Raw genomic sequence first — 26,752 nt, forward strand, 5'->3', positions numbered from 1 at the left:
CAGCACGCTTCGCGCCGGTCGCCGTCAACACCAGGGCCAGCGCCACTGCCCCATCTCCTGCAGCCGGGCCACCGCAGGTCGCGTCATCAGCGTGCGGGAAGAGCGGCGACCCGGCGGGCGCGAGCACGATGGGAAGCGATTCGCATCAAGGGCAGCGGCAGGAACTCCACGAACGGCCGCAGCGGACTCTGCGGTCCGCCGCCGACCAGGTCGTAGTCGTCGACGACCAGGTAGATGTCCGGGCCCTCCCACCAGGTCCGGGCGGCGAGCTCGCGGGGCGTGATGGTGGACGGCGGCAGCCGCTCGCGCAGCTTCGCGCTGACCTGCTCGACGTAGACCTTGAGCGCCTCGGAGTCCGCCGCGTACGCGCCGAGATGCTCGTCCGGCACCTGCCCGAGCAGGCTGCGGCGATAGTCGGCGACCACGAACCGGACCTCCCAGCCCGACCGGCGGCTGACCATCGCCGAGATCCACGTACGCAGGAACGAGGTCTTGCCCGACCGCTGTCACCGAAGACCAGCAGATGCGACTCGTCGGTCGCGAGGTCCACCTCGACCTGGCCGAGGTCACGCTGCGCAATGCCAATAGGGATGCCCGTTGGTACGCCGACGGATGCGCCGGCGTTGGTCGATCGGGCCGGCAGCGCCAGCACGTCGGGCAGGTCGATCCGGGCCGGCAGCAGCCGAATCGGCGGCGCGGCGGCACCCCGCCAGGCCTGGCCGATCTGGTCGAGGATCTCCAGTTGGGCTTCGCGCAGACCTTCGGTCGACTCGGCGCCGTCCATCCGCGGCAGCGCGAGATGGAAGTACAGGCCCGGTGCGGCCAGACCGCGACCGGGGGTGCCGGCCGGGATGGCGGTGGCCAGCCTGCGGTTGATCTCGGAGTCGGTCGGGTCATTCAGCCGCAGCTCGATGCGGGTACCAATCGAGTCCCGCAGCGCCGGCCGGATCTCCATCCACCGGCTGGCGGTCAGCACCAGGTGGACGCCGACGCCGAGGCCGGCGGCGCGATCTCGGTCACCAGCGCGTCGGCCTCCTCCACCGTGCCACGCAACGCGCCCCAGTTGTCGATGAGCAGGAACACGTCGGCCGTACGAGTGCCCGCCGGCAGCCGGCCAGCGGCCCGCCGGGCCCGGAACTCGGCGACCGAGTCCACCCCCATCGACCGGAACAGCCGCTCCCGCTCGCCGATCAGCGAATGGATCTCGCTCAGCGTGCGCCGGACCAGCTCGTCGTCACTGCGGCCGGCCACGTTGCCCACGTGGGGCACGTCCGCGTACGGGTAGAGCGTGCCGCCACCGAAGTCGAGGCAGTAGAACTGCATCTCGTCCGGAGTGTGCGTGAGCATCGCGGACAGCATCATGGTGCGCAGCAGCGTGCTTCGGCCGGTCTGTGGTGCGCCGACCAGCGCGAGATTGCTTTGCGTACCGCCGAAATTCACCATCAGCAGCTGCTGGTCCTGCTGCAGCGGCCGGTCCAGCACGCCCACTGGCACCATCAGGTCGCCGCCGGCCCATTCCGGCGCGCACATCCCGCGGGCGGGGCGTACGCCGGGCGCACCCAGCAGCAGGTCGAGCGGGACGACCGGTGGCAGCGGCGGCAGCCAGACCTGGTGCGCCGGCGCGGCCAGCGGCTTCATCTGCTGGACCAGGACCTGCAGCTCGGTCGGGCCGCTCCGCTCGGTCGTCTCCTGCTCGGCTGGCTCCGCCTCGGCGGGCCCTACCGCGCTGTCCGGCAGCGGCCCGACCTCGAACGGCACCAGCGTGCGGATCGGACCAGCCGCCTCGGTCCGCTGCGCGCTGGTCAAGTACGCCGCCGACACGTGCGCCACCCGCAGCCGCAGGTACACCGACTCGCCAACCTTGAGGTAGGCCGAGCCCGGGATCGACGGCAACTGGTAGGCGTCGGTCGTACCAATCACCGCGCGGCTCTCGCTCGCCGAGAACGTCCGCAGGCAGATCCGGTACGACAGGTGCGAGTCCAGCCCGCGCAGCCGGCCTTCCTCCAGCCGCTGCGTCGCCATCAGCAGATGCATGCCGAGGCTGCGCCCGACCCGACCGATCTGGACGAACAGGTCGACCAGCTCCGGGCGGCCGGACAGCAGCTCGCTGAACTCGTCGACGATGATCATCAAATACGGCATCGGCTCCAGCTGCGTACCGTCCGGCTTGGTCGCGCCGGCCGCGCGCCGGGTCTGGTATTCACGGATCGAGTCCACGTCGCCGGCGTCGCGCAGCATCTGCTGGCGCCGCTGCTGCTCGCCGAGCAGGGCGGCGTGCACCCGGCTGATCATCGCCTGGTCATCGACCAGGTTGGTGATCAGCCCGGCGACGTGCGGCAGCCCGGCCAGCGGCGCGAACGCGGCGCCGCCCTTGAAGTCGATCAGCACGAAGCTCAGCGTCTCCGGCGAATGGGTGAGCGAGAGACCAGTCACCAGCGTCCGCAGCAACTCGCTCTTGCCGGAGCCGGTCGCGCCGACGATCAGGCCATGCGGTCCGACCCGCCCTGAGCCGCCTCCTTGAGGTCGAGCAGGACCGTCCCGCCGTCGCTGTCCGTTCCGATCGGCACTCGCAGCAGCCGGCTGCTGTCGGGGCGTACCCAGAGCGTCGCGGGATCGATCGCGAGCGGGTCGCCTTCGAACAGCATGTCCGTCAGTGACACGTCCTTGGTCAGCATCTGATCGCTCTCGTCGATCAGCCGAAGCGGTGCGAGCTGGCGGGCGATCAGGTCCGCCACCTGCGGCTCCATGGTGTCGGCAACGCAACCGTCCACGGCGGCCGAGACCAGCTCCGTACGGCCTTCCAGCGCGGCCCGGCCGTCCTCGCCCAGCCGGATCCGCAGGTCGACCCCCGGCTCGGCTCGTCCGCTTCGCGGCTCGCCAGGAAGATCGCGGTCAGCCCGTACGTCGGCCCGGCCGTCTGCAGCAGGCTGCGGAACAGCTGCGACCGGCCCCACTCGGACACCGGCTGGAAGCCGGTGAACAGCACCACCAGATGCCGCGGCCGCGGCGCCTGGTCACGCTCGAAGGTGATCTGTGTCCGCTGCAACGACAGCTGCTCCTGTCTCGCGTGCACCTCACGTTCCAGGAAGCCCGCGAGGTCAGCGGTGTCGACCCGTACCAGCGGAAGCACGCCCGACTCGCCGGCCGCGTCCGGTTCGATCGTGTGCGGCAGCCATTTCGCCCATTCCCAGTCGCCGCCGTCGGACATCTCGACGGCGATCATCAGGTCGTCCGGCGCGTGCAGCACAGCGAGCTGACACAGCAGCGCCCGGGCGAGGCCGGCGGTCCGCTCCGGCGCACCGAGCAGGCTCACCACGCCGGCCGCGCCGAGGTCGACGACCGCCGGCTGGCCTTGCACCGCGCCCAGCCGGGACATCAGCCGCCGGGCGCCGGCCAGCGACTCCCAGTCGTACTCACCGAGCGGGTCGAGCTGCTGCGCCAGCCTTACCGGCGTGGTCAGGGTCGCGCGGCCGAGGCCGATGCGTACGCGCATGAAGTCCGAGTCCCGCCGCCGGCGCTCCCAGATCCGCTCACGGGACGTGCTGATCGCCCACAGCCTCACCGGACTCGGGTGATTGACCGCGTTGGCCGCGCGCTGGGCGGCGCGCGTTGGCCCGGGCCGTACCGCGGGCCTGCTCAAGATGTGCCCGGTAGCGGGCTCGCTGGCGCCTCGCGTCCCGGCGGTTGCTACTGCGCATCTGCGACCGCATGGCGATCGTGACTCCGACCGAGACGACGACGAAGAGCAGGCCGAACGCGATGATGACCGGGCGGCCGAAGGTGACCATGTAGCCGGCCATGCCGACCGAGCTGAGCACCGGCAGGATCATCGCCAGCCAGCCGCCGGCGTTGCGGCCTTTCCCGGCCTCCGGCGGCAACGGCAGCGTGACCGGCTCGTTCGACGGCTCCGGCGGCGCGAACCGGGGCGGTCGGTGGAATGCGAGCCGGGTCATCTGGTTGCCCTCCTTCGAACTGCCATCCGAACTGCCCTTGGAGCTGTCATGCCGCTCATGCCGCCGTACACCGGACCGTCACCTGCGCGACCGCGATCCCGGCCCGCGCCGACGGCGACAGGCCGGCCGCGGACAGCTGGACAGTGACGCCCCCGCTGCCAACCGGATAGGTGCCGTGCGGCGTCCAGGTCCCGGCCGCGGTGGTCTGGTCGACGGTGAACCTGGCGATCTCGGCGCCGCCGGATCCGTCGAGCACCGAGTAGGTGGCCGCGTGGACGGGCTGATAGACCGAGGTGTCCGGCACCGGCGTGAAAACCAGCACCTGGCAGCGTTTCATCGCGTCCGGTGGACGGAACCACCATTGGAAAGTCGGTGTCTTCGCCGCGCCCGTACCAGCGAACGGGACCGCCTCGAAGTCACCGTGACAGCCGTCCTGCGCCCACCCGCCCTGGCCAATGGTGACCCACGTCGACTGCCGGCCGTCGACGGTGAACCCACGGTCGGTGGCGACCGTGCAGTCCCAGCCAGTGCTCGCCGCGTACGTCCCGACGGCCGCCGGACTCGCTGCCGCGGCCGGCGTCTTGTCCTTCAGGGGCACCGGTTTTATCAGCTGCATCGCGACGCCGGCCAGCAGTGCGAACAGGGTGGCCACGGTCGCGACGATCAGCGTCACGTGCGTACGGGCAGTGGGGCGCTCGACGCCGGGCCGAGCCCAGCCCTGCTCCCGAAAGGCCTTCAGGAACTCCTGCCGCTGCTCGCTCGGCGCCCCGATGCCGCTGTCCTGCCGTGTCTCGACGCTGGTCACCATTCGCCCTACCTGATCGGCGCCGACTGGCGCCTCATCCGCTGACACCTCCATGACGGACCGAACGCGGCGCCGGTTCACTTTCCGGGCGAAGCTTCTCCAGTTTTATTTGTTGCTCTCGGTGACCGGCGGATCCTTGTCGTCGCGGCTCAGGTCGGGGCTGGGCGCCTTGCCCGGCGGCGAGGCCTCCGGCTTGGGCGTGGAATCGCCGGGAATATCGGTCGGCAGCTTGGCCGGCGGCTTCCAGCCGTCGGCCGCCGCGGTTTTGTCTCCGCCGGACAGCACGCTTCCCCACCGGAGGAATTCCGCGGACACGCTCTCCTCCGCATTCGCGTAGTTCGACGCGGCCGCGAGAATGACCCTGCGGACCTTGCCGAGCGCGGAATGACCCTCTGGCGGGACGGACTTGCCATCGTAGTTTTTGTCGAACATCTCACCAAACATCGCGGTGTAGGCGTTGGACCAGTCGGCGTTGAAGCTGTCCACCTCGGCCTTGGTCTGTCCCGCCCACCCGACTTTCAGGCTTTGCCACGTCTGCTCAATGGCGTTGAGGTGTTCGATGAGAACGGTGGTCGCACCGTCGATGCCCACGGCGTTCAGTTCGATCTGGCCAGGATCCACGTCGATTTTCTTCGCGACGTCGTCGTAGTTGTCAGGCGGCTTCACCCAGCACCTCCAAGATGTCCGTGCGCCTTCTGTCCCTCGGCATTGATCTGGGCGAAGAACGAGGCGTTCTTCGCCTCCGACTCGACATAGTTCTGATAAGAGGAGCGCATCCGCACGACCGCCTCGTCGAGCATGCCCAACAGACTTCCGGTGGCCTTGAAAAAATCCGTGGACAACGCCACGAACGAATCGCCCGCGGGGCTTTTCCAGGAGTCCTCGACGGAGCGGAAGATCCCGGTCACGTACTGGATCGCCAACTCCATGCCATCGCGTTCCTTCTGCACCGCGCCGACCGCCGCGTTCAGTTTGGGCAGGTCGGTCGCCCAGTCGATGTGGGTCTTGTCCTTGTCATTCAGGACGGTCGTTATCGGCCTGCCATCCGGGCCGTACGTCGTCGTGCTGCCATCGGAACCGGTGACGACGAGGTCACCATTGTCATTGTACGTGTAATGGTCCGCGACGGACTCGTTGTTCCCGGTCCAGCTTTCCAGCAACGCGCCTTTGCCGTCGTACTTGAAATGCTGGTCGCCTTGCGTGACGATGGAGTCGCCATTGGGCAGCCACTGAATGGTCTGAGTCGGCTGCCCGGGTTTGTCGACCCGCACCGGTTTGTTGTTCTCGTTGTATTCGGTGACCGTCTTGTCCGGATCGGTCAATGTGTAGTGGCCGTTGCCGAGCGACTTGTACAACGCCGCCGACGACTCGTTATTGCCTTTCCATTCCTTGATCTCGTTGCCGTTGTTGTCGTACAGCACGTGGTCAATGCCGGTGGTCGCGACATAACCGTCGCCGCGGTACTCGTACGTCGTGACGCCATTCGGCCCGGTTGTTCGAATCGCGCGGTTGTCGACGTACTCGGTAACCGTGCCGTCGGGATCAGTCAGCGTGTACTGGCCCTTGCCGGTCGAGTGATAGAGCGCCGCCTTCGACTCGTCGCCACCCTGCCACTGCTTGATCTCGTTGCCATTGTTGTCGTACAGGACATGGTCGTCCCCGGTGGTCGTGACGTAGCCGTCGCCGCGATACTGGTACGTCGTCACCTGACCTTTGGCCGTGGTCATCCGGATCGCGTGGTTGTCCGCATACTCGGTGACCGTGCCGTCGGGATCGGTCAGCGTGTATTGGCCTTTGCCGGTGGAGTGGTAAAGCGCAGCCTTCGACTCGTCACTGCCCTGCCACTGCTTGATCTCGTTGCCATTGTTGTCGTATAAGACGTGGTCGTCGCCGGTGGTCGCCACATAACCGTCACCGCGATACTGAAAATTCGTGACCTGACCATGCGACGTCTGCTGAACCAAATGACCGTCAGTCGTCCGCTCGGTAACAGTCCCGTCCGGATCGGTCAGCGTGTAATCACCATTGCCGAGCGAATGGTAGGCCGCCGCCGATGATTCGTCGTTCCCTTGCCACTGCTTAACCTCATGACCAGCACTGTCAAACAGAACATGGTCATCGCCGGTCGTGGCGACGTAATTGTCACCGCGATACTGAAAATTCGTGACCTGACCATGCGACGTCTGCTGAACCAAATGACCGTCCGTCGTCCGTTCAGTGACCGTACCGTCCGGATCGGTCAGCGTGTAATCACCATTGCCAAGCGAATGATAGGCCGCCGCCGACGATTCGTCGTTCCCTTGCCACTGCTTAACCTCATGACCAGCACTGTCAAACAGAACATGGTCATCGCCGGTCGTGGCGACGTAATTGTCACCGCGATACTGAAAATTCGTGACCTGACCATGCGACGTCTGCTGAACCAAATGACCGTCCGTCGTCCGTTCAGTGACCGTACCGTCCGGATCGGTCAGCGTGTAATCACCATTGCCAAGCGAATGATAGGCCGCCGCCGACGATTCGTCGTTACCTTGCCACTGCTTGACCTCATGACCAGCACTGTCAAACAGAACATGGTCATCGCCGGTCGTGGCGACATAGTTGTCACCGCGATACTGAAAATTCGTGACCTGACCATGCGAAATCTGCTGAACCAGATGACCGTCAATCGTCCGCTCGGTAGCAGTCCCGTCCGGATCGGTCAGCGTGTAATCACCATTGCCAAGCGAGTGATAAGCCGCCGCAGACGACTCGTCGTTTCCCTGCCACTGCTTGACCTCATGACCACCACCATCAAACAACACATGATCATCACCAGTGGTCGCCACATAATTATCACCGCGATACTGAAAATTCGTGACCTGACCATGACCATGCGACGTCTGCTGAACCAAATGACCGTCCGTCGTCCGCTCGGTAACAGTCCCGTCGGGATCGGTCAGCGTGTAATCACCATTGCCAAGCGAATGATAAGCCGCCGCAGACGACTCGTCGTTTCCCTGCCACTGCTTGACCTCATGACCACTACCGTCAAACAACACATGGTCGTCGCCAGTGGTCGCCACATAGTTGTCACCGCGATACTGAAAATTCGTGACCTGACCATGCGACGACGTCTGCTGAACGAGGTGACCGTCCGTCGTGCGTTCGGTGACCGTACCGTCGGAATCGGTCAGCGTGTAATCGCCATTTCCGAGCGAATGGTAGGCCGCTGCGGACGACTCGTCGCTCGCTTCCTTGCCACTGCTTGACTTCATGACCACTACCATCAAACAACACATGGTCATCGCCGGTCGTGGCGACATAGTTGTCACCGCGATACTGAAAATTCGTGACCTGACCATGCGACGTCTGCTGAACCAAATGACCGTCAGTCGTCCGTTCAGTGACCGTACCGTCCGGATCGGTCAGCGTGTAGTCACCATTGCCGAGCGAATGGTAGGCCGCCGCCGATGATTCGTCGTTCCCTTGCCACTGCTTAACCTCATGACCAGCACTGTCAAACAGAGCATGGTCATCGCCGGTCGTGGCGACGTAATTGTCGCCGCGATACTGAAAATTCGTGACCTGACCATGCGACGTCTGCTGAACCAAATGACCGTCAGTCGTCCGCTCGGTAACAGTCCCGTCCGGATCGGTCAGCGTGTAATCACCATTGCCAAGCGAGTGATAGGCCGCCGCGGACGATTCGTCGTTTCCCTGCCACTGCTTGACCTCATGACCACCACCATCAAACAACACATGATCATCGCCAGTGGTCGCCACATAACCGTCACCGCGATACTGAAAATTCGTGACCTGACCATGCGAAATCTGCTGAACCAAATGACCGTCCGTCGTCCGCTCGGTAACCGTGCCGTCCGGATCGGTCAGCGTGTAATCACCATTGCCAAGCGAATGATAAGCCGCCGCCGACGACTCATCGCTTCCTTGCCACTGCTTGACTTCATGACCACTACCATCAAACAACACATGGTCATCGCCGGTCGTGGCGACATAGTTGTCACCGCGATACTGAAAATTCGTGACCTGACCATGCGAAATCTGCTGAACCAAATGACCATCGGTCGTACGTTCAGTAACAGTCCCGTCGGGATCGGTCAGCGAATAATGACCATTCGCAAGCCGGTGATAGAACGTCGCCGACGACTCGTGGTTGCCCTGCCACTGCTTGATCTCGTGACCACTGCTGTCGTACAGCACATGGTCGTCGCCGGTCGTGGCGACGTAGTCGTCGCCACGGTACTGGAAGGTCGTCATCCGACCGTCCGGCCAGCTCTGCCGGATCGCGTGGCCGGAGGCGTCATAGTCCACCAGCGAGCCGTCAGACTGGGTCACCTGTCGCGCTGGCTGCCCCGTCATAAACCGACCACCTCACTCAGATCCGGCCGCGCCGGAACCGGCACATACAGCTGCAGACTTGCAGAGCCGACTGGGTACGCGGCAGTGCCCAGTTCGGGCGATAGGGCGACTCCCCCGGTTCATGGCGAGATCGGTGAACCGACCCGGTCCGACGCTCGTTACACGACCATGACCGCCACCAAGGCGCGCGGGCCGACCCGGCGCGCGGACCGGCGCGCCAACCTGAGCGAGCCGACGAAAGAGCAGCTCAGCGTGGTCGTACGGGGAGAGCGAGGAGACGCGAGATGTCCGATTCGGTAGGCGGCGGCGACCCGTTCAACCACTTCACGTCTGGACCGATGCCGCGGGAGAAGCCCCCGGAAGCGAAGGACGACGGGGCGGTCGGCGCGAACCCCACCCCGCCCGAGGTCACTGTCGTCGACAGCTGGTTCGCGCCGTCCGCGACCGGCGATATCAAAGAGTCGGATCCGGGCAACGGCGGCCAGAAGCCGCCGGATGTGCCGAAGTTCGCGGTCACCGTCCAGACCCTGCGCGACGCGGAGCTGGCACTGAAGAGTTCCATCGACCAGGCCGCGGCGACCTACAAGAACCTCAAGGACACGACCAACCTGGAAAAGGGCTGGGTCTTCCAACAGTCAAGCGCGACCTCGGCTGGTCACACCGAAACCCACAACTCGATCAACTCGATCCAGTCCGGCCCGACGACCGACACCACGTCCCCCCTGCCTGAGCTGGCAAAACAGACCCCGAAAATGATCGCCGGCCTGGACAGCGCGCTGCTCTCCATCGCGGACGCCATCCATATGACCGGAAACTACGCCGCGCGCCTGAACGACGCGGTTCAGATCTACACCAAGGCCGACAAGGACTCATTTCCTGCCGCTTCAATAACAAGAGCCCCGCAGTCCAGGCGTCGACGGGTCAGCAGGTGAGGATCAGCTGCGTCGCGACCTCGTACTTCTTGAGGTCCTCCTTGGGCATCTTGCTGGCGAGGTTCTGGATCAGTCGGACGAGATCGACCCTCGCCTGGTCAGTCAGGTAGTCCTTGGAGTCCGAGAGCTCCTTCAGGATCTGCGCGTGGTCCTTCGTCCCGCCCAGCAGGTCGTTGAGCGCCGTGAGCGCGGCCTGACTCGCCAGGTCCTTCAGGTCGAAGCCGCCGGCGAGCTGACTCAGCAGCGGCAGCAGGGTCTGGACGCCACGCTGATGGTCGACCGGGGTGTCGCCACCGAGGCCAGCGAGCGACTCGAAGATCCTCTCGCGAGGATTCCCGGCCAGAACTTTCGAAAGGATGTCCTGGTGACCGCCGGCGACCAGCTGGAGCGCGGCGCTGTGGGCGGCGGCCTCAGGGTCGCGGTTGGCTATCTGGTGGACCCAGGGCGCGAGCTGCTTCACCGGGCCGCCCAGACCACCCAGCAGGGTGGTCAGCGACGTACTGACGAAAGTCGCCGCCTCGGTCGTCGACGCGGAGGCAGGCCGGCGATCCTTCCCCGCGGCGAAGACCAGCAAGGGCAGGGCAAGCTGCGCGGAACCCGGCGGCTGGCCGTCGGCTGTCGAACCCGGGCGTACGGTCCAGCGGTAGTCGAACCCGGCCGGCACCCGATGCACCAACGACACGTGGAAGTCGTCCAGCGCGCCGTACAGCCGCGCCGTTTCCGGCCGGTTGTCGTCGACCGCGCCAAAGGTCAGGACGACCGGCACCTTCCACCGGAAGCCGAACTGCGAGAGCAGCGACCGTAGCGCGCGCACCTGCCCGCCCGGGACCGGCCGCGGGGTACGGCCGTGGCCGGCGACCACGATCGGCTGGCCGATCGCCTCGGCCCACCCCGCCAACTGCTCCACCAGGTCCTGGAGCACCTTGTCGGCATCGCCGAGCACCACCACCGGAGTCGGTACGTCGGGCCCGACGAGCGTCGCGCCGCGCGGCCAGACGATGGGTGCCGCCAGCAGCTCCGCCGGCGGGCGCGCCTCCCGGATCCGGTCGAGCCGCTCAGCCAGCGACATCGTGCCGGGTAGCCCGATGAGACGGATCCGTACGTCCCCGGCCGGAAAGCGGGCCGCCCGGGACCAGCCGAGATCCAGAAAGGCGACGTGCAACGGGTCGCGGTGGGCCAGGAAGACCGAGACGTCACCGCTGCTGTCGGTGACCTCGACAAAGGCCTGGCGGTTGCCCGGCGCACTCTCCATCCGGCGCATCAGCTCGCCGTATCCAGGCAGGTCGACCGCTGGACTCGCGGTCGCGGCAGCGATATCCACGTCGTCCAGCGGACGGCCGAACCGCGCCATCGCCGGGCCGTACCAGCCATCCACCAGCCCGCCCGACCAACCGAGCTGCACACTCCCGTCGGGCCGGTAAACGATCCGTGGGAGATCGGGTAGCGAACGCCGGCCTGTGCCCGTACGACGCCGTCGGAGGCGTTTTCGTACGCCTGCGCCGGATGGCCGACCGCCGGCACCACGCGCACCCAGACCTTGGTCTCGTTGGTGAGCGGGTCTCGCTGTGGCAGGGTCACCAGCCGGTGCTGGATCTGGTCCAGCTCGCGGCCCGGCCCGGACGGCAGCAACTGCTCATGGGGGATCTCGACCGGGATACCGAACCGGTCGGCCACCTCACCCAGCGCGTACGCGTCCATGCCGGCGGCCATCCCGAGCGGGCGCTGGACCATCACGTCCAGGGCTTCGGGCGGAGTACGCCCCAGCTGCTTCGCGATCAGCTTCGCGCCGAGATCGTCCAGCTCGAACACCAGCGGTGTGCCGCCGGGTGAGCGCGACAGCGACAGGACCTCGTCGAGGAACGGATCGGCGTCCAGCGTGCCCCGGTAGCGGGAGTTGATCCAGACGCCGCCACCGGGCAGCGGAACGATCCGGCCGTCGGCGCACAGCTCCGCCAGCGATCGGGAAGTGATCGGCAGGGTCATGACTGCTCCTCGTCAACACTTGAGCATGGCGAGCATCGTGTGCTCGACCAGGTCGCTGTGGACCTGTTGGCCGTACGCCTTCAGCCGGTTCCGGAGGTAGAACAGCGGCGGCACCAGGGCGGCCCGCACGGCCGGAGACACCCCGCATGACGCGATCGCCTCGACCGCGGCACCAAAGGCGCTGTCCGCGCTCGGTTTCGCGAACTCGGTGATCTCCGCGGCAACCTGGCTCGCCTCGTCCGGCGACAGGCTCACCGCCTCGGCAACCGCGGCGAACACCATGCCCAGCGCCTCGGCGTCCTCGTCCGCGACACTGCCCACCAGCGTCGCCACCTCGTGCGGGGTGAGGCCGCGGATCGGCCCGGCCGGCGGCCGTACGTCCATCACCCGGACGAGCTCATTGATCCAGGGTTCGCGCTGCCTCAGCGACAGCGACTCGCTGAGGAAGCCGGCCACGAACGTCTCCGGCACCTGGTCGCCCCATCCCAGCTCCGCCACCCGTTCGACCCGCAGGTCCTGGATGTGCGCGAGGTCGATGGCCGGCGGACCCGCGTACCCCCGGCCCTGACTGTAGCGTTTCACCAGGTCAGTGAGGGTAAGCAGCGGCCCGGCCAACGCTGCCGGCAGCGGGCTCAGCGCCTCCGCGACACCGCTTGCGAGCAGTTCCGCCGGGCGGCTGGCCAGCAGGTCGTGCCGGTCGTGCCACGTACGCAGTGCCAACACCCCAACCCAGGGATCCGGCAGGTCCAACAGCGCCAGATACGACCGGGCCTCGGTCTCGGGCAGCGTTCTCAGCAGCGCCGCCCGGGTGTCCGGCGTGCGCAGCTCATCTCCGTACGTGGCAAGGAAAGCGAACTGCTCCGGGCTCCACAGCCGGGCCAGCAGCCAGCCGGCCGCCGCGGCCGGCAGCAGGTGGCCGGTCGCCGCACCCGGCACGTCGTCGTCGCCCGGCTGCTGAACAGGTCGTCCGTCAGGCCCTGCTCCCCTCGGCTGACGGTCCCGTCCGGCGCGACCAGCTCCATCACGTTGCCCAGGCTTCCCCCCCGCCGGTCGAGCGGCGGATCACCACCGGCTTGAATTCGCCCCGGAGCTGCTCGAACACGCCGTCCTGGGCGCCGGGAAGCGCCATTGGCAGGACCACCGGATGGACGCCGAGGCGGGCGTACGCGAGCAGCACGTCGCGGAGATCGGCCATCGTGCTCTCACCGGCTGCACCTGGCGCGTACACCGCGATCACCGGCCGCCGGACACCGGCGATCCGCGCCTTCACCAGGTCGAGTTGTCGCCGCGCCGAGCCGCTGAACGTGCCAAGGGGCAGCAACTGGCCCTCCCAGTGGGTGCCAGCCGGTGCCGGGACGGACACATCGTGGAGAGTCCGGTCCGGCGCCGGCATTCGGCCCGGGCGCCGGGCGATCACCGGCAGGTCCGTCCCAGCCTCGGTGGTACGCACCAGCCGCGGCTTCGCCCAGTCGACGAGGCGGCCGTTCTGGTCCAGTAGCAGGACCTTGGTGCCGGGCGCTCGCAGCAACGCGGTGTGTTGGTCGGTGAGCTTCCCGGTCAGATACTGCCTGGTGCTGCCGCGTACGGCGGGCCGGTCGAGTAACCCGCGCCGCTGACTGTCGAGCCACCTGATGCCACTGGGGAGGTTCGCCATCCAGAAGACGTGCGGCTGCTTCGCACCGGCCGGCGTGGCGTACACGAGCGCCATGTATCCGTTGTGGTCCGCCGCCTCCATCTCATCCCAGAACCGGTCGGGGTCCGATAGCTGGGTCAAGGTGCCGCCCAACACCGCGAGCAGGCTGTCCAGCGTCGGGTGCTCCAGCACGCTGGCGTCGACGATCGCGTTGGTGAGCCGGCCGTGCCGCGCCACGAACGCTCCGTACGCCCGCACCAGGCAGTCCGCCAAGCCGCCCGGTGCCGACCGTCCAGCCGGCGGCTCCACCAGCTCGGTCCAGTCCCGCAACCGCTGGTCCGACGAGCCCGTTCTCGCACCTGGTCGGCTCAGCTCCGCGCTGAGCAGCCGTCGCGCCCGCGCGATCACGTCCAGCGACTGTGTCGGGTCCTGCAGCAAGCCGGTCGGCGCGGTGTCCTGGGCCAGTAGGTCCGGTCGCGGCGCGTCCAGGATGCCCGGGTACGTGGTGCGGTACGCCGCGGTTTTCGACGCCGGGACGAGGCCGATCAGGCCGAACGGCAGGTCGACCCGCAGATGGTTCCGGCCACCCTCGACGGCGCCGTAAAGCGTGACGTCAAACCAGTAATAGTCGTTGGCGCCTTTGACGAGCTCGTTCTCCTCGACGTAGTCGGCGGCTGAGTTCTCGCCGCCGCGAGCGCGCTCGCGGCCAATCGAGAACAGGCCGCCGCCGGTTAGCCGATCGTCACCGGTGCCCTGGCCAAGCTCCACCAGTAGCGGCTGCGCCTGCCAGCCGCTCGACGACTCGTGCTTGTGCTCGGGCTCCGAGCTGTGCTCGGGGAAGGCGAGCGCGTCGTAGTCGCCGCGGGCCAGCCACCGCCCTTTGGTCAGGATCAGTTGGACGTGGAAAGTGTTCGTGCCGAACGACAGCCGCCCACCGCGCAGCAGCGTCGGCGCGGAGGTCTTGACGTTGGACTGGTTGAACCGCAGCTGGATCGCCAGCGCGGCCAGCGACATCGGCTCATAACCGGGGACGGACGGCGGCCGGGAACGGTCGTAACGGGCCGCACCGCGCTGGGTGGTGGCCGGCAGCCAGCCGGCGAAGTCGCCGAAGCCGAACGAGTCCAGCACCTGGATCCGCTCCGCGACCTCGCGGCTGAACCGGCCGGCGACACCCGGGTCCGGCGGCCGGATGCCCGGATGAATCCCGATCGTCGGCGGCGGCAACGACGGCGTGTGGCCAATCGAGTCACCAGGCCCGCGGGGCAGGTCGGTACGCTGCCGGCCCGGCCGGGTGGTCAGGTGCGTCGGGACCAGGAGCCGGACCGAGCCTCGTACGGTGTGACTCCAGGCCGAGCGTGGCGTCGGGTCGAACCAGCGCTGCCACTGCGCACGCCCGCGGCCGTCGGCGAGCGAGTCCATGACGCGTACGCCCGACTTGAGCAGCCGCCACGGCCCGTCGATCGCCTCCATCAGGCGAGTGGTCTCGAAGATCTCGATCCGGAAGCTGACGCTGGCGCGGAACTGCTGGCTGTCGGACTCGGTCGTGGTGGCGCGGCGGATGTCGCGCGCGGTCGTGGTCTCCAGCTGTTCGGTGGTCTGTTTGGCCTCGACGCCGGCCGCTGTCCCCACCACCACTCGGGTGCCGTCCGGGGCCGTACCGCGGCCGTCGGCGTGCGCGTGCAGCCCGTGGCCGCGCTCCCGGGCCTTGCCCTCTCGGTGCTGCGTGAAGTCCTGGCCGCCAACCGTGGACTTCGCATCCGGACGCGGCTTCTCGTACGACAGCGGCCCGTCGGTCGCCGTCACCCGTACGAGCACGTAGCGGGCGGCCAACGCACCGCGAGCCGGCAGGCTGATGAGCTGAAACAGCCCGTCCCGGCGAGCCGTGCCGTAGTTGGGGCGGATCGCGTCGGTACGGAACACCGCCTCGACCGCACCGGTGAGATCCGGGTCCGCAAGGTCGACTTTCAGCCCGGTCAGGCCGCGCTTGAGCGCTGGCAGGACCTCGCGGGCGTCGAGCTTCTCGATCGCCGACGCGGCGAACGCCACCTCCCGGTGGACCGGCACCTGCTGGAACGGCACCGGCTGTGGTCGCGGCCGCGCACTCGCGGGCAGCGGCAGGCCGTATTCGCCGACCAGCGGCTCCGGAGTCGAGGTCTGCATGCCGTTGTGGATCTTGACCATGGCCTGGATCGGGGGCAGCAGTTCGCCTTGCCGATAGCGCACGTACGTGAGGACGTAGACCGCGTCCATCCGGTGCCGGAAACTCCGGCCGGAGTAGCTGGCGAGGTTGAGCACCAGGCCGCCGGTCAGCTCCGACCGGTCGCGGGCCCACTCGGTGGACTGTTCGTACGCGACTCCGCCGGACAGGTAGTTGCCGGACGTCGTCGAGACCTGCCCGGCCTGGTGCGCGTCCGGCGGCGCGCCGTCGCCGGGACTGGGGACCGCGACCAGCACGCTCGCACCGAACTCCACCGGCACCTGGTGCGCGGTACTGGCGGACTGGACGATCCGGTTGTCCGACTCGGTGTACTGCTCGTGCGCGGCGCCCTCGACGGCCCGGACGAACCGCGGGTTGACCGGCACGATGTGCACTCGCAGCGCGTGTGTCCAGCCGTCGATCTCGCCGAGCCGGATCAGGTAGCCGGTGCTGGTCAGCGCCTCCTCGGCGTGCGGCTCCAGGAAGTCCGGCGTCAGGGTGTCGGCCAGGTCGGCGTCCATGAACTGCCTGGACCCGGCTGTCCGCGCGGTCGCCTCAAGGATGTTCGCCAGGTCGGCGTGCGGGGCTTCGCCCGCCGTGACGTGACGGCGAATGTTGGCGGCGGCGAGGTTGTTGGCGTAACCGGCCAGCACCTTCACCTGCTGCAACCAGACGTACACGCCGTTGATGCCCTCGTCAAAGCCGCGTACGCGCGACCCGCCGGCGGTCGATCCGCCCAACCAGGCGCGGATCTCGTCCGCCTCGGCCGCGGTCACCGCCGAGAACCCGGCCAGCTCGGGCGGCACCGGTTCCGGCGTCGTCGACAGCGCCACCGGCGTGATCTCGTCAGGATCGGCCGAAGCGGCTTCGGGTTCGAGGTCCTCAAGCGCCACCAGTACGGGTGCGACGAAGTCCTCTCCGGCATAAACCAGGTGTGCCACTTCCGAGACCCGACCGTCCGGCCCGGTGACCGTCATGATCACGTCGTACGCGGTGGCGTGGGTGAACAGCCGCACTTCTCCGCTGGTCTTGCGCCGCCGGTACTCCTTGAAGGCCAGGTCCAGCGCGATCTGGCGTTTTTTCGCCGCAGCTGGTAGGCCAGGGCCAGCACCGAGGCGTGGATTCCGGCGTGGTCACCAAAACATCGCCCGGACGGCCACCTCCAGCCCGAACCCGGTGTTCCACGACCGGCCCTGGTCGGCGGTGTACCCGGCCATGCCCTTGCTCTGCAGGTCGAGCGTGACATCGGTGTCGGTGCCAAGCTCCAGCAACTCGCCCAGCTGGGCCGACACGTTCGTACGGAAGGTGTGGCCGCCCAGTTCGTACACGTCCAGGATGCTGCCGTCGTACAGGGTGCGCTGGTGCCCACGCAGGCCCGGGATGCCGTATTTCACCGCCAGCTCAAGACCGCGTTGTTGCTGTTCCTCCGCCGACAGCGTCAGACCGCGCGTCTGGATCGCCTTCTGCAGCAGGTTCATCACCGCGGGCAGGATGAGCTGGGCGCCGGGCATCTCCTTGATCACGCCTGGGCCGAGGCCGCTCTTAGAGGCCAGTTCCGCTGGCTCCCGGGTGGGTCCGGAAACCCTGGCTGGGACGCTGGCCGGCGGCGCTGTCACCGGAGCGAGACGATAGGAGGCCGGGTTCGGAACGTACGTGCCCAGCGCTCGCATTCGTACGCCGTCGGCCCGTTGCTGGACAGGGCCCATCGGGACGGCGCCGAGCACCTGCCCCAACGGGTCGAGGACGTAGCGGAACGACGCGTCCGTACGGGCGCCTGGCTCGTACGTCTCGACGCCCAGCGGGCGGACCCGCACGTTGCGCATCCGGTTCAGCGACGCCAGGTGCGGCGGCAGGACAGCGCCGTCGATGGCGACCTCGATCGGACCGTACGCGGCCTTCACCATCAGGTCGCCGAGGCCGCTCATCCCGCGCGCGGCGAACGGCGTCGGAGTCTGCGGCCGCTGGCTGGCACTGCCACGCCGACGGACCGCAGCTGCGATCCACTCGATCGGCCCCCGGCCGAACGCCTCGGGCGCATCGGTCCGCGAACCAGCCCTGTCCGAGCCAGCCCTGTCCGAGCCAGCCCTGTCCGAGCCAGCCCTGTCCGAGCCAGCCCTGTCCGAGCCAGCCCTGTCCGAGCCAGCCCTGTCCGAGCCAGCCCTGTCCGAGCCAGCCCTGTCCGAGCCAGCCCTGTCCGAGCCAGCCCTGTCCGAGCCAGCCCTGTCCGAGCCAGCCCTGTCCGAGCCAGCCCTGTCCGAGCCAGCCCTGTCCGAGTCCACCCTGAGCGGCCGGCCGAGCCGGTACGCGCCCTCGACGTGGCCGGTCGCGTCGAGGTGGTAGCGGAACCGCGTGGTCGTTGACTGCCCGGTCCGATGGCTGAAATCGCCCTCCGTACGAACCGTGACGTTTGGATGCTCGCGGGCCCATTCCCAGCCGGCCGGCAAGTACGGATCGGTCCCGGCGGCCCCCGCTGGGCGGGTCGCGGAGAGCTCGATCGGGCCTTGCCGCGCGAGCACCCGCAGGTCCGTCGACACCCGTCCCGCACTTACCCGGAAGGGGTGTGGCGGTTTCGTCGCGAACGGCGCGCGTAGCAGCGAGCCGAGCCGGCTACGTGGGCTGCGGACCGAGCCGTACCAGCGCTTCGGATTCCACCGCGACCGGACCTTGGGCAGGCTCGGAAAGGCCACCACGCGCCCCAGCGTCGGGTCGGCGACGGCCCGCGCCTGGAATGCCGCCGCCCGCCCGGCGGGTATCGCGAACTCAGTGGTGACCGGACTGGTCACGGTCAGCGTGCCCCGGCTGGAGTGCAGCCGCATGGTCACGTCGACGGTGACCCGGTAGCGCACCAGCTCCTGCTTGCGCATGGTCGCGATCTTGGTCTGCGACTGCGCGGAGACCGCCCGGTCGTCCGCCACCGAGCTGGCGAAACTGAGCACGTCGAACCGTGGCATCACCACGTACTGCGGCTGGTGCACCGGCAGCTCGACGCCGGCCCGAAAGCCGGCCCGGGAGCTCAGGCCGCGACCGGCTCGGCGGGTCCGGGTGCCAGCGATGTCGTTGCGGATGATGCCGGGCTTGGTGGGGGCGATCCGGCGCAGCTCGGAGATCGCTCCGCCCCCGTCAGATGTCCCTTGAACCGTCCGTGCTCGCCGATGGACACGTCGACCAGCGGCGACGACCAGGCATTGGTGGTCCACCACTGCTGGCGGTCCTTGACCCGGTTCTCGTTGAGCATCTCGGCCCGGAACTCGTGCACTACCTTGGCCGCCTGGGCCTCGGTCAGCCTGAGCTTGTCGCGCAGGCCGCGGCGCAGGGACGCCAGGAACCCGGTGAAGTCACTGGCGTTGACGACGTAGTCCTCGTACTGCAGCGCGGCCGGGTTCGTCACGTTGGTCGCCGTCCCCGCGGTCGCGCTGTCGCGCGCCTCCACCGCGCCGGAAAACAGCTGGGGAAGCGCCACCACCGCGTGTGGCGGGCAGCGGGTACGTCCGCACCTCCCGGCCGTCGATCTCGACCACGATGTCCATGTCGGCTGCGTAGTCGTGCATGTCGTTCGCGAGGATCCTGGTGCCCGACTGGCGCTCCTGGGCGACCGACTCGCGCCAGGTCCGGCCGCCGCCGCCCACGGACAGCCGGACGATCGGCCCGACGATCCGGTTGAAGATCTCGTTGCTGGCCGCCCACACCGCGGTCAGCAGGGCGTCGCCGCTCCACTCGCTCTTGCCGCTGCGCACTCGCGCGTACGTGGTGTCGCCGTACCGCGGCCTGGTGACGGTGGCCTCCGGGTCGACGCCACCGGCCGGCGGGCTGAACCGCATCGCACCGGGCCGGGCGTGGACCCGGACGAACCGGCCGCCGATGTCGGCCGTCTCGCCGATCCCGACGAGCTTCTCCCCCCCCCCGCCGGTCCGTACCGCCCAGCAGGCCCTTCAGCCTGGCCAGGAAGGGTTCGAGCCCGGCCGGCGGCTTGGTCAGCGTGGTCGGTCCCTGCCGACGTGGGGTGAAGACCGCGTCCAGGCCGGTGAACAAGTCCGTTCGGGTCTGTTCGGGCAGCTCCCGGATCTCCTTGACGAAGCCGTCGCCAAGGACGTGCAGCTCCCGGGCGAACCACGGCTCGTACGGCTGATCCAACCCCTTCACCACCGCGTCCGCGCCGGCGTCCCATTCCGCGGCCTCGGTCAGGGCGCTGAACCGCTCCCGCTCGAAGATGTCGGCGGGGATGGCAGCGACGAAAACCGTACGTGTGTGCGCCGATCCGGTGAGCCGCGTCAGCGCCTTCTCCCGCTGTTCCACGGCCGCCGGCCGGTGCTTGGCCAGCAGTTCGCTCAGGCGATGCAGGGTGGCATGCGCCTGCTCACTGGTGACGATCGCGTCGATGTCGTCATCAGTCAGCGGGCGGCCGCTGGTGCGCGCCACCCGCAGGACTCGCTCGCGGATCGGCCTCTCGTCGGCTTCGATGTCCTCGCCGTTGAGCGCGGCCGCCAGCCGATCGAGGTACCTGAGGTGCGCGAGGTCCTCGTTGGTCGCTTCGGCGATGCCACGGTCGCGCATCCCCTGCATCCGCAGCCGCGCCCGATCCGCTTCGGCGGTCCCGGTGGTCTCGCCGGCCCGTACGAGTTCGACCCGGGCCGCTCGGATCCGCGCGTCCATCAGCCAGAGGTCGGCGAGAGCGGCGGCCCGCGCCGTGAACGGGCCGATCCTCGCCCGCCCAGTGGCCACCCGGGTCTGGGCGATCCGACGCGCATCGACCGCGCCATCGCGCTCGCGCTCGGCACCGGCCAACGCGGCGGTGGCGGTTCGCTGCTCAGCCGCCAGCTCGGTTCGCCGGGTCTTGACCGCGAGCGCCTGTCGCTGCACCTCGGCGAGTTCGCTGTTGAGCGCCTCCACCCCGTCCCGCTGACTCGCGACGCGGCCGTCCTGTGCGGTCAGCTCGCGCCGAGCATCGGTGCGTACGCCGCTGAGCTCGGCCACCCTGGTTGGGGAGGGCTTTGCCGCCTTCCTGGCCTGCTGGTAGTCGTTGTCGGCCGCCGCCAGCGTCTCGGCCCGCTGTGCGCGTACGGCCTGCAGCTCGCTGAGCAGCCGCTCGGCTTCGCCGATGCGGCTTCGCAGCGCGCCGAGCGTCCTGCCGATCGCGGCGAACCGCGCCCCTGCTTGGGTATGTTCTCTCGTCACCTCCGCCAGGTGTTCTCGGCGCAGAATGACCTGCTCGCCGGCTTCCAACGCGGCCGTCGTACGTCGTTCAAGGTCGTCGGTGAGTTCCCGAAGGAGCGGACCCAAGGTCTCGGTGAGCAGCGCGTCGATCGCTCTCAGCCGCTCCTCCTCCTCGCCGCTCACACCGGCGTCCAGGCTGCCTCGCGCCGCCGCGATCGCCGCGTCCAGCAGCGCGACTGGGTCTTCGGCGACAGGGTTTTCGGTGACTGGGTTTTCGGCGACACGGTCCTCGGGGACACGGTCCTCGGCTACACGGTTTTCGGCTACACGGTCCTCGACGACAGGCGTCGCGTCGGTCGGTTCGGTGCCCGGGCGAGGCACGGCGAGGTTCGTACCCGCCGGACGGCTGGGTGCCACCGGTAGGTCGACCAGCGCCTCCGCGAGCCGGCCGTCGGCGGCCGTACCCGAACTCGGGCCAGCGTCAGTCTCGGCCAGAGCCCGCACCACGGTCAGCGCACCGCTGTCCCGTGTGACCAGCGCCATCAGCCGTACGCGCTGGTCCGGCGACAGCTCGTCGTCGATCAGCGGCGCCGGCTCGCCGTCCTCGGCCGCGGCGATGTCCGGGATGCCCGCGGTGAAGGGCAGGAACCGCAGCTCATCCGGGCTCTGCGCCAGCTCGCTCAGCATCGCCGGGCCGTTGTCGGCTCGTACCACGTTGACCGGCCGCCAGGAGGCACCAGCGCGGCTCAGCAACACGCCTCGCGAGCCCACCGGCGCCCGCCTCATCGCTTCGAGCACCTGGTGGACGCTGCCCACGGGCGGTCGGAAGACCCAGCTGCGTACCGACGCTGCCGGGAGCTCCGCGCCGCCGTCCGCGGTGTGCCAGGGACCGTCCACGCTGTCCCAGGAACTCACGGCCAGCCGCTCGTCGATGGTGATCGCCGTACGCGTGCGCTCCGGCCCGTCGGACGTCAGCTCGGCCAGCCACGGGAACAGCTCCGCGACCTCGTTCGGCGACAGCGCGCTCGTACGGCCCGGCGCGGGTGACAGCGACACCAGCGGGTCCGGCTCCGCGTTGCCAACCACTGTCACCCGCGTGTGGGGGTCGGCGAGCGTCGCCTTGAGCCATTCGTCAGCCGCCGGATCGACCGGGACCAGGGTCGGCGGCGAGTCGGCCCTGGGCTCCTGCCAAAACAACCCGGGATGCTCAACATCGCCGGCGAACACCCACGCCACCCGGGCCGGCCCTGAGCCGCCGAGCCGGAATGACAGCAGCGCCGCTGACCCAGATTTTGCCTGCAAAGCCTCGAAGACAGCGGCCGGACCGGTCGAGGTCAACCCGCCGAAGGTGGCCGCGAGTTGCCGGAAAGAGGACACCTGGGGCAGCCGCTGCAGCATCTCGGGCGTCCCATATCGGGCCACGTACGCGGTGAGCGCGTCGGCCGCCTCGACCGCCATCGACCTGCTGCCCACGCCGGGCCCGATCTGGAAGCTGTCACCGATCGCCGCGACCCGCTCGGTCCAGTCGGCCAGCCGCTGAAACGACGGCGCGTCACCGCGGGCGACGCGATCGATCGCGTCATCCAACGCCAGCCGCGACACCGCCTGGGCGCGGGTCTGCAGCCGCACCCAGGCCGGCCGTTGCGAAGTGGTCTGCCCGCCCCGCTGGTCCAGCGGCACGGCTCGTACCGAGTGGGCAAGCCTGGGCATGACCTCACCGGGCACCAACAGCGCGAGGTCGTAAAAGTCCCCGAGCTCGGCCAATGCGTCCGCATCGGCGTCCGCAAGGACCTTGGCCGGCGGCACGACGGCGAGGTAGTCGCGGACCCGGGAATCCAGGCCAGCGAGGTAGCGCCGCAGGACCGCCGACCGCTCCGCCTCTGGGCCCGGACGTACGACGGCAATTCCCGGCAGCGGGTGCGCGGTCAGCGCGGCGAGCAACTCCGATTGGTCGACCGGCGTCGAAACCGGGTCCTTGACCACAAAAGCACCACTTGGGACGACGATGACCCGTCCGTCGTGACAGATCGCCAGCGCGCTCCCATTGGGCACCGCGTCTCCCCAGGTCCGAGATGGTCTGACCTGGCAGACGGATGGGCGGCACGTACGGTTCATGGCGCCGGTCACATTTTCGGCGAGCGAGCCGCCCCTTGATCACCCGGCGCAGGACGCTAGTGGTCTGCCTGTGAGGTGGGATGGCGGAGTTGTTTCTCCAGCCAGTGGTCGGCATACCGTGCGTCCGAGTACGGCGCGATCTCGACGTAGCCGTTCCTCGCGTACAGCCGCCGCGCCTCGACCAGATCGGCACGGACATCCAGGCGCATCGCGGTCGCCCCCAACGCTCGCGCGGCCTGCTCAATGGCGTCGAGCACGCGGGAGCCGCCGCCGAGGCCACGGTACGGCTCGCGGATGAACACCCGCTTGAGCTCTGTGATTTGTGGTGTGAGCACCTTGAGCCCCACACAGCCAACGGGCTGATTCCGGTACCTGGCCACCAGAAACAGCCCGGTCGGTGGCACCAGATCCGCACTCGGCTCGTCGGCGAGCGCCTCGTCGATCTCCGCCTCGGTGGCCGTACGCCGGCTGTAACGCACGATCAGCTCGGTGAAGTACAAGCGCAGCAGGTCGGTAGCGTCCGGGCCGGCCACCGGCTCGGGCGCCACCGACCACTCTGCGAGCTCGCTGCTGGTAGATGCTCCGTTCACATCCACCATTGTCACCGACGCGTCGAGCCCATTCCCCGGCGACCGAGCCCGCCAATCCCCTCATCAGCGTCGACGAAAATGACTCACCGAGCTGAACGCGCGCGCTCTGTGTCTCGTTGAGATAAGCCATGAGCACTGTCGGGAAGGACGAGCGATGGGGCTATTCGGCATCAACCGAAAAACAGCCTGGTCGCGATCAGCGGCAGTGTTTCTCGTCCCGGCCCGCCGTCGAGCGCGCAGCTATAGCATGGCTGTCTTGGGTAAATGCGCCGCAACGATTCGCCCGGAATACCAATTTCCGTTGGAATTTCGGCGGCGAGACCGGCACCCTGCTCAGTGAAATTCTGAGTCCGCTGGCCAAACCCCGACCCGCCGAGGACGGTCGGCGGGATGAGCGGTCAGTGTCCCAACGCAACAGCGGCGCCCGCCCGGTGTCGCGTACGCCTACAACGGCACTCCCTTCTCCCCCAAAGGCGCCCGCCGGCTCGCTTGCGCCGTGGCGGGCGTAAGAGCAGAACCCCGCAGCGCGCCTCGAAACAAGAGTTTTCCACAGGGGTTAAGTGGTCCGTTTCTTATCCACAGAAACGAAAACTGGCACCCCGACTGTCAGTGGCAACCAGTAAAATTGGGTCATGAGCAAAAAACGAAGGCGACCGGAATTCACCGACCCCAACAAGCAGCCGTGGCGCACCATGCCACCCAGCTGGGTCCCCCTGCAAATGCTGGAAGAACTCGACCGGTACGGCCGAGCCGACGCGGACACCGCGCTCGCCGCGATCGAAACCTTGGATAAGGTGATTTCGTATACGCAGGCGATGCAGATGCGGTTCATGGACCGCTTCACCAACGCCCGCCCAGCCGTAGGCGCACCATTCTCCAAATACGCGGCCGGTGAAATCGCCGCATCACTAACCTGGAGCGTGCCCGCTGCTCAAAAGCGACTGAACTTGGCGTACCAACTCGTCCACGAACTCCCCGGCACCATGGCCGGGATGTCCCACGGTCACCTTGACTTGCGCAAAGCATTCACGTTCGCGGACCAGGTCGGCCACCTCTCACCTGAAGACGCTCGGAAAGTCGAAGAGAAAGTGCTACCCGGCGCCGATTCCAAGACGCCTCGATCGATCCGGGACAGGGCCCGCCGGGAGGTCATCAAAATCGACCCAGCCGCTGCCGAAGCCCGCCGCAAGAAACTGGTCTCCGAACGACGGGTGGAAAAGCAGCCCTGCGAAGACGGGATGGCGCTGCTGGGCGCTTTCCTGCCCGCCGAATCAGCGGAAGCGATCTACCGCATCATCGACACCATCGCTCGCAGCCTCAAAACCAAAGACGAGACTCGGACGATGGACGCTTTGCGAGCGGATGCGTTGACCGATCTGTGCCTGGGCGTGCCCAGCAACGTACGCACCAAAATCGAACTCCGCGTCGACGCCACCACCCTGATGGGCCTGGACAACAACCCCGCGATCCTGAGTGGATACGGGCCGATGACCGCGCAACGCGCCCGCGAACTCGCCGGCGACGAAAACAGCGAATGGTACCGAATCCTCACCGACCCCGTCAGCGGAGTGGTGATCGACCACGGCCGTACACGCTACCGCCCCACCAAAGCGCTACGCGACCTGGTCAACGCCCGAGACCAACGATGCTGCGGACCCGCCTGCAACCGGCCGGCGGCGACCTGCGAATTCGACCACACCACCCCCTTCCGTGACCCGGAAGGCAAAACCGCGTACGACAGCACCGGACCAGCATGCAAATTCCACAACGACATCAAAGAACACGGCTGGACCGTCACCCAACCGACGCCCGGACGTTTCCTGTGGACCAGCCCCACCGGTCGTACGTACGACGTCACCCCCAACGACGAATACCCACCACCACCGTTCTAACGCTAGGAAGTTGCCGCCCAAGGCAATAGCGAGATCGTGCGGTTTGATCACGGGTCATGATCCGCGTCAGCTGCATTTCGAGTTCGCGTTGTGGACCAGGGATATGGTCGCGGATTTGATCGAGCGTGAGTTCGGTGTCCAGTTGGCGACCACGACGGTCGGGCGGTTGCTGCGGAAGATGGGTCTGTCTCCGCAGCGACCATTGCGGCGAGCCTACGAGCAGAATCCGGAAGCTGTTGCGCGGTGGAAGGATGAGGAATATCCGGCTATTGTCGCGGCCGCGAAGAAGGTCGGTGCGGTGGTGCACTTCGGTGACGAGGCGTCGATCAGGTCTGATTTTCACAGTGGCACCGTGTGGGCTCCGATCGGCCAGACCTCAGTGTTGTCTAAGACTGGCAACCGCGAGTCGATCGGCATGATCTCCGCGATCACCGCTGGCGGGTCGTTGAAGTTCAGCACTTTCACCGGCAGCCTCACCGCCGGCGGCTGGACCTGGCAGGATGGTGGGAGTGACCATTTACGAGACGATGGACGAGCGGTTCGCGCCCTGCCGCAACGGTGACCGATCGCTGGAGACGTTGTATCAGGGCAGTCGGTGGGCCGAAGGGCCGATCTACGTACCAGCAGGGCGCTATCTCATCTGGAGTGACATTCCGAACGACCGGCTGTTGCGATGGGACGAGACGACCGGTCAGGTCCCCAATGACTGCGACTGCGCTGTCGACGGATCGATCTGGTTCTCGGGGTGATCAGCGACCCCGATGATTTTGATGCCCCGGCTTGCGGTACGCCTCGCCTCGGCCGTCGGCGGTGACCTCGACGGCACCGTGGGTGACACCGTCCAATGAGGACGGCGTCGGCTGGGTGCGTATTTTGGCGATGTAGTCGCCGTGGCGTACGGCGGCCATGCTCCAGTATGTACGTGAGCTCGGACTTCGTCGTCCATAAGGGACGGTCCGGGAATGCCGATGATTTTGATGCCCGGCAGCGCCGCGAACAGTGGTTCAATCGTCACGTAGTCGTGCACGGTGTTGCAGAAGAATGTGGCGTTGTTAATCAGGTTGTAGTCGAATGTTGTCGCGTTCGGACTTCGTCGTCCATAAGGGACGGTCCGGGAATGCCGATGATTTTGATGCCCC

The 26,752-nt window shown here is 67.7% G+C and carries 20 protein-coding genes; 3 read left to right on the plus strand and 17 right to left on the minus strand.

Going from position 1 to position 26,752, the window contains the following annotated elements; genetic code table 11:
* Positions 1-145 precede the first annotated feature (145 nt).
* The 8 genes from GNX96_RS44815 to GNX96_RS44845 are packed head-to-tail and all read right to left on the minus strand — an operon-like array spanning position 146 to position 8,015.
* Positions 146-976: an FtsK/SpoIIIE domain-containing protein gene (locus GNX96_RS44815; protein ID WP_163573526.1), complete on the minus strand. Its 831-nt coding sequence runs from the start codon at positions 974-976 to the stop codon at positions 146-148.
* Complete coding sequence (locus GNX96_RS44820; RefSeq protein ID WP_279583192.1) at positions 970-2,448, minus strand: FtsK/SpoIIIE domain-containing protein; 1,479 nt, start codon at positions 2,446-2,448, stop codon at positions 970-972. Before GNX96_RS44820 ends, GNX96_RS44815 begins: the two co-directional genes overlap by 7 nt.
* A 32-nt stretch (positions 2,449-2,480) precedes the next feature.
* Complete coding sequence (locus tag GNX96_RS60105) at positions 2,481-2,735, minus strand: hypothetical protein (protein ID WP_279583193.1); 255 nt, start codon at positions 2,733-2,735, stop codon at positions 2,481-2,483.
* The gene (locus GNX96_RS44825; RefSeq protein WP_163573528.1) at positions 2,723-3,562 is read right to left on the minus strand and encodes a hypothetical protein; all 840 of its coding nucleotides are present in this window, start codon (positions 3,560-3,562) and stop codon (positions 2,723-2,725) included. Before GNX96_RS44825 ends, GNX96_RS60105 begins: the two co-directional genes overlap by 13 nt.
* A complete protein-coding gene (locus GNX96_RS44830; RefSeq protein WP_163573529.1) occupies positions 3,531-3,953 on the minus strand; it encodes a hypothetical protein in 423 nt (140 codons plus the stop codon). Before GNX96_RS44830 ends, GNX96_RS44825 begins: the two co-directional genes overlap by 32 nt.
* 55 nt (positions 3,954-4,008) lie before the next feature.
* Positions 4,009-4,806, minus strand: a complete 798-nt coding sequence (locus GNX96_RS44835; protein WP_163573530.1) for a hypothetical protein — start codon at positions 4,804-4,806, stop codon at positions 4,009-4,011.
* A 57-nt stretch (positions 4,807-4,863) separates the two neighbouring features.
* Entirely contained in the window at positions 4,864-5,424 is a 561-nt protein-coding gene (locus GNX96_RS44840; protein WP_163573531.1) for a WXG100 family type VII secretion target, read from the minus strand.
* The gene (locus GNX96_RS44845) at positions 5,421-8,015 is read right to left on the minus strand and encodes an RHS repeat domain-containing protein (RefSeq protein ID WP_163573532.1); all 2,595 of its coding nucleotides are present in this window, start codon (positions 8,013-8,015) and stop codon (positions 5,421-5,423) included. The genes GNX96_RS44840 and GNX96_RS44845 overlap by 4 nt, the downstream gene beginning before the upstream one ends.
* Positions 8,016-9,404: 1,389 nt before the next feature.
* Here GNX96_RS44845 and GNX96_RS44850 point away from each other — a divergent pair.
* Positions 9,405-10,052 carry a hypothetical protein gene (locus GNX96_RS44850; RefSeq protein WP_163573533.1) on the plus strand — a complete coding sequence of 216 codons (648 nt, stop codon included), beginning with the start codon at positions 9,405-9,407 and terminating at the stop codon, positions 10,050-10,052.
* Here GNX96_RS44850 and GNX96_RS44855 read toward each other — a convergent pair.
* The 8 genes from GNX96_RS44855 to GNX96_RS44890 form a co-directional block, all read right to left on the minus strand.
* On the minus strand, positions 10,042-11,403 hold the full coding sequence (locus GNX96_RS44855; protein ID WP_163573534.1) for a hypothetical protein: 1,362 nt from the start codon (positions 11,401-11,403) through the stop codon (positions 10,042-10,044). The two genes, GNX96_RS44850 and GNX96_RS44855, sit on opposite strands and share 11 nt — an antisense overlap.
* Positions 11,313-12,035: a hypothetical protein gene (locus GNX96_RS44860; protein ID WP_163573535.1), complete on the minus strand. Its 723-nt coding sequence runs from the start codon at positions 12,033-12,035 to the stop codon at positions 11,313-11,315. The genes GNX96_RS44855 and GNX96_RS44860 overlap by 91 nt, the downstream gene beginning before the upstream one ends.
* A 12-nt stretch (positions 12,036-12,047) precedes the next feature.
* Positions 12,048-12,971, minus strand: coding sequence for a hypothetical protein (locus tag GNX96_RS44865; protein WP_163573536.1), 924 nt, complete (start codon positions 12,969-12,971; stop codon positions 12,048-12,050).
* Between the two features lie 85 nt (positions 12,972-13,056).
* On the minus strand, positions 13,057-16,881 hold the full coding sequence (locus tag GNX96_RS44870) for a hypothetical protein (protein ID WP_163573537.1): 3,825 nt from the start codon (positions 16,879-16,881) through the stop codon (positions 13,057-13,059).
* A 117-nt stretch (positions 16,882-16,998) separates the two neighbouring features.
* Positions 16,999-18,840 (minus strand): hypothetical protein, encoded by a 1,842-nt coding sequence (locus tag GNX96_RS44875; RefSeq protein WP_163573538.1) that lies wholly within the window; start codon positions 18,838-18,840, stop codon positions 16,999-17,001.
* A gap of 38 nt (positions 18,841-18,878) precedes the next feature.
* Positions 18,879-19,295 (minus strand): hypothetical protein, encoded by a 417-nt coding sequence (locus GNX96_RS44880; RefSeq protein ID WP_279583194.1) that lies wholly within the window; start codon positions 19,293-19,295, stop codon positions 18,879-18,881.
* Positions 19,250-23,068 carry a coiled-coil domain-containing protein gene (locus tag GNX96_RS44885; protein WP_163573540.1) on the minus strand — a complete coding sequence of 1,273 codons (3,819 nt, stop codon included), beginning with the start codon at positions 23,066-23,068 and terminating at the stop codon, positions 19,250-19,252. Before GNX96_RS44885 ends, GNX96_RS44880 begins: the two co-directional genes overlap by 46 nt.
* A 119-nt stretch (positions 23,069-23,187) precedes the next feature.
* Positions 23,188-23,730 (minus strand): GNAT family N-acetyltransferase, encoded by a 543-nt coding sequence (locus tag GNX96_RS44890; protein WP_163573544.1) that lies wholly within the window; start codon positions 23,728-23,730, stop codon positions 23,188-23,190.
* A gap of 623 nt (positions 23,731-24,353) precedes the next feature.
* Here GNX96_RS44890 and GNX96_RS44900 point away from each other — a divergent pair.
* Positions 24,354-25,613 carry a DUF222 domain-containing protein gene (locus GNX96_RS44900; RefSeq protein WP_163573542.1) on the plus strand — a complete coding sequence of 420 codons (1,260 nt, stop codon included), beginning with the start codon at positions 24,354-24,356 and terminating at the stop codon, positions 25,611-25,613.
* An 88-nt stretch (positions 25,614-25,701) separates the two neighbouring features.
* Complete coding sequence (locus tag GNX96_RS44905; protein WP_279583195.1) at positions 25,702-26,175, plus strand: winged helix-turn-helix domain-containing protein; 474 nt, start codon at positions 25,702-25,704, stop codon at positions 26,173-26,175.
* A 129-nt stretch (positions 26,176-26,304) separates the two neighbouring features.
* On the opposite strand, the gene GNX96_RS44915 is transcribed toward GNX96_RS44905, so the two are convergent.
* Positions 26,305-26,752: hypothetical protein (locus GNX96_RS44915; protein ID WP_279583196.1), on the minus strand; the 448-nt coding region annotated here is incomplete at its 5' end.

The sequence above is a fragment of the Fodinicola feengrottensis genome, assembly GCF_010993775.1.
GTDB lineage: Bacteria > Actinomycetota > Actinomycetes > Mycobacteriales > HKI-0501 > Fodinicola > Fodinicola feengrottensis.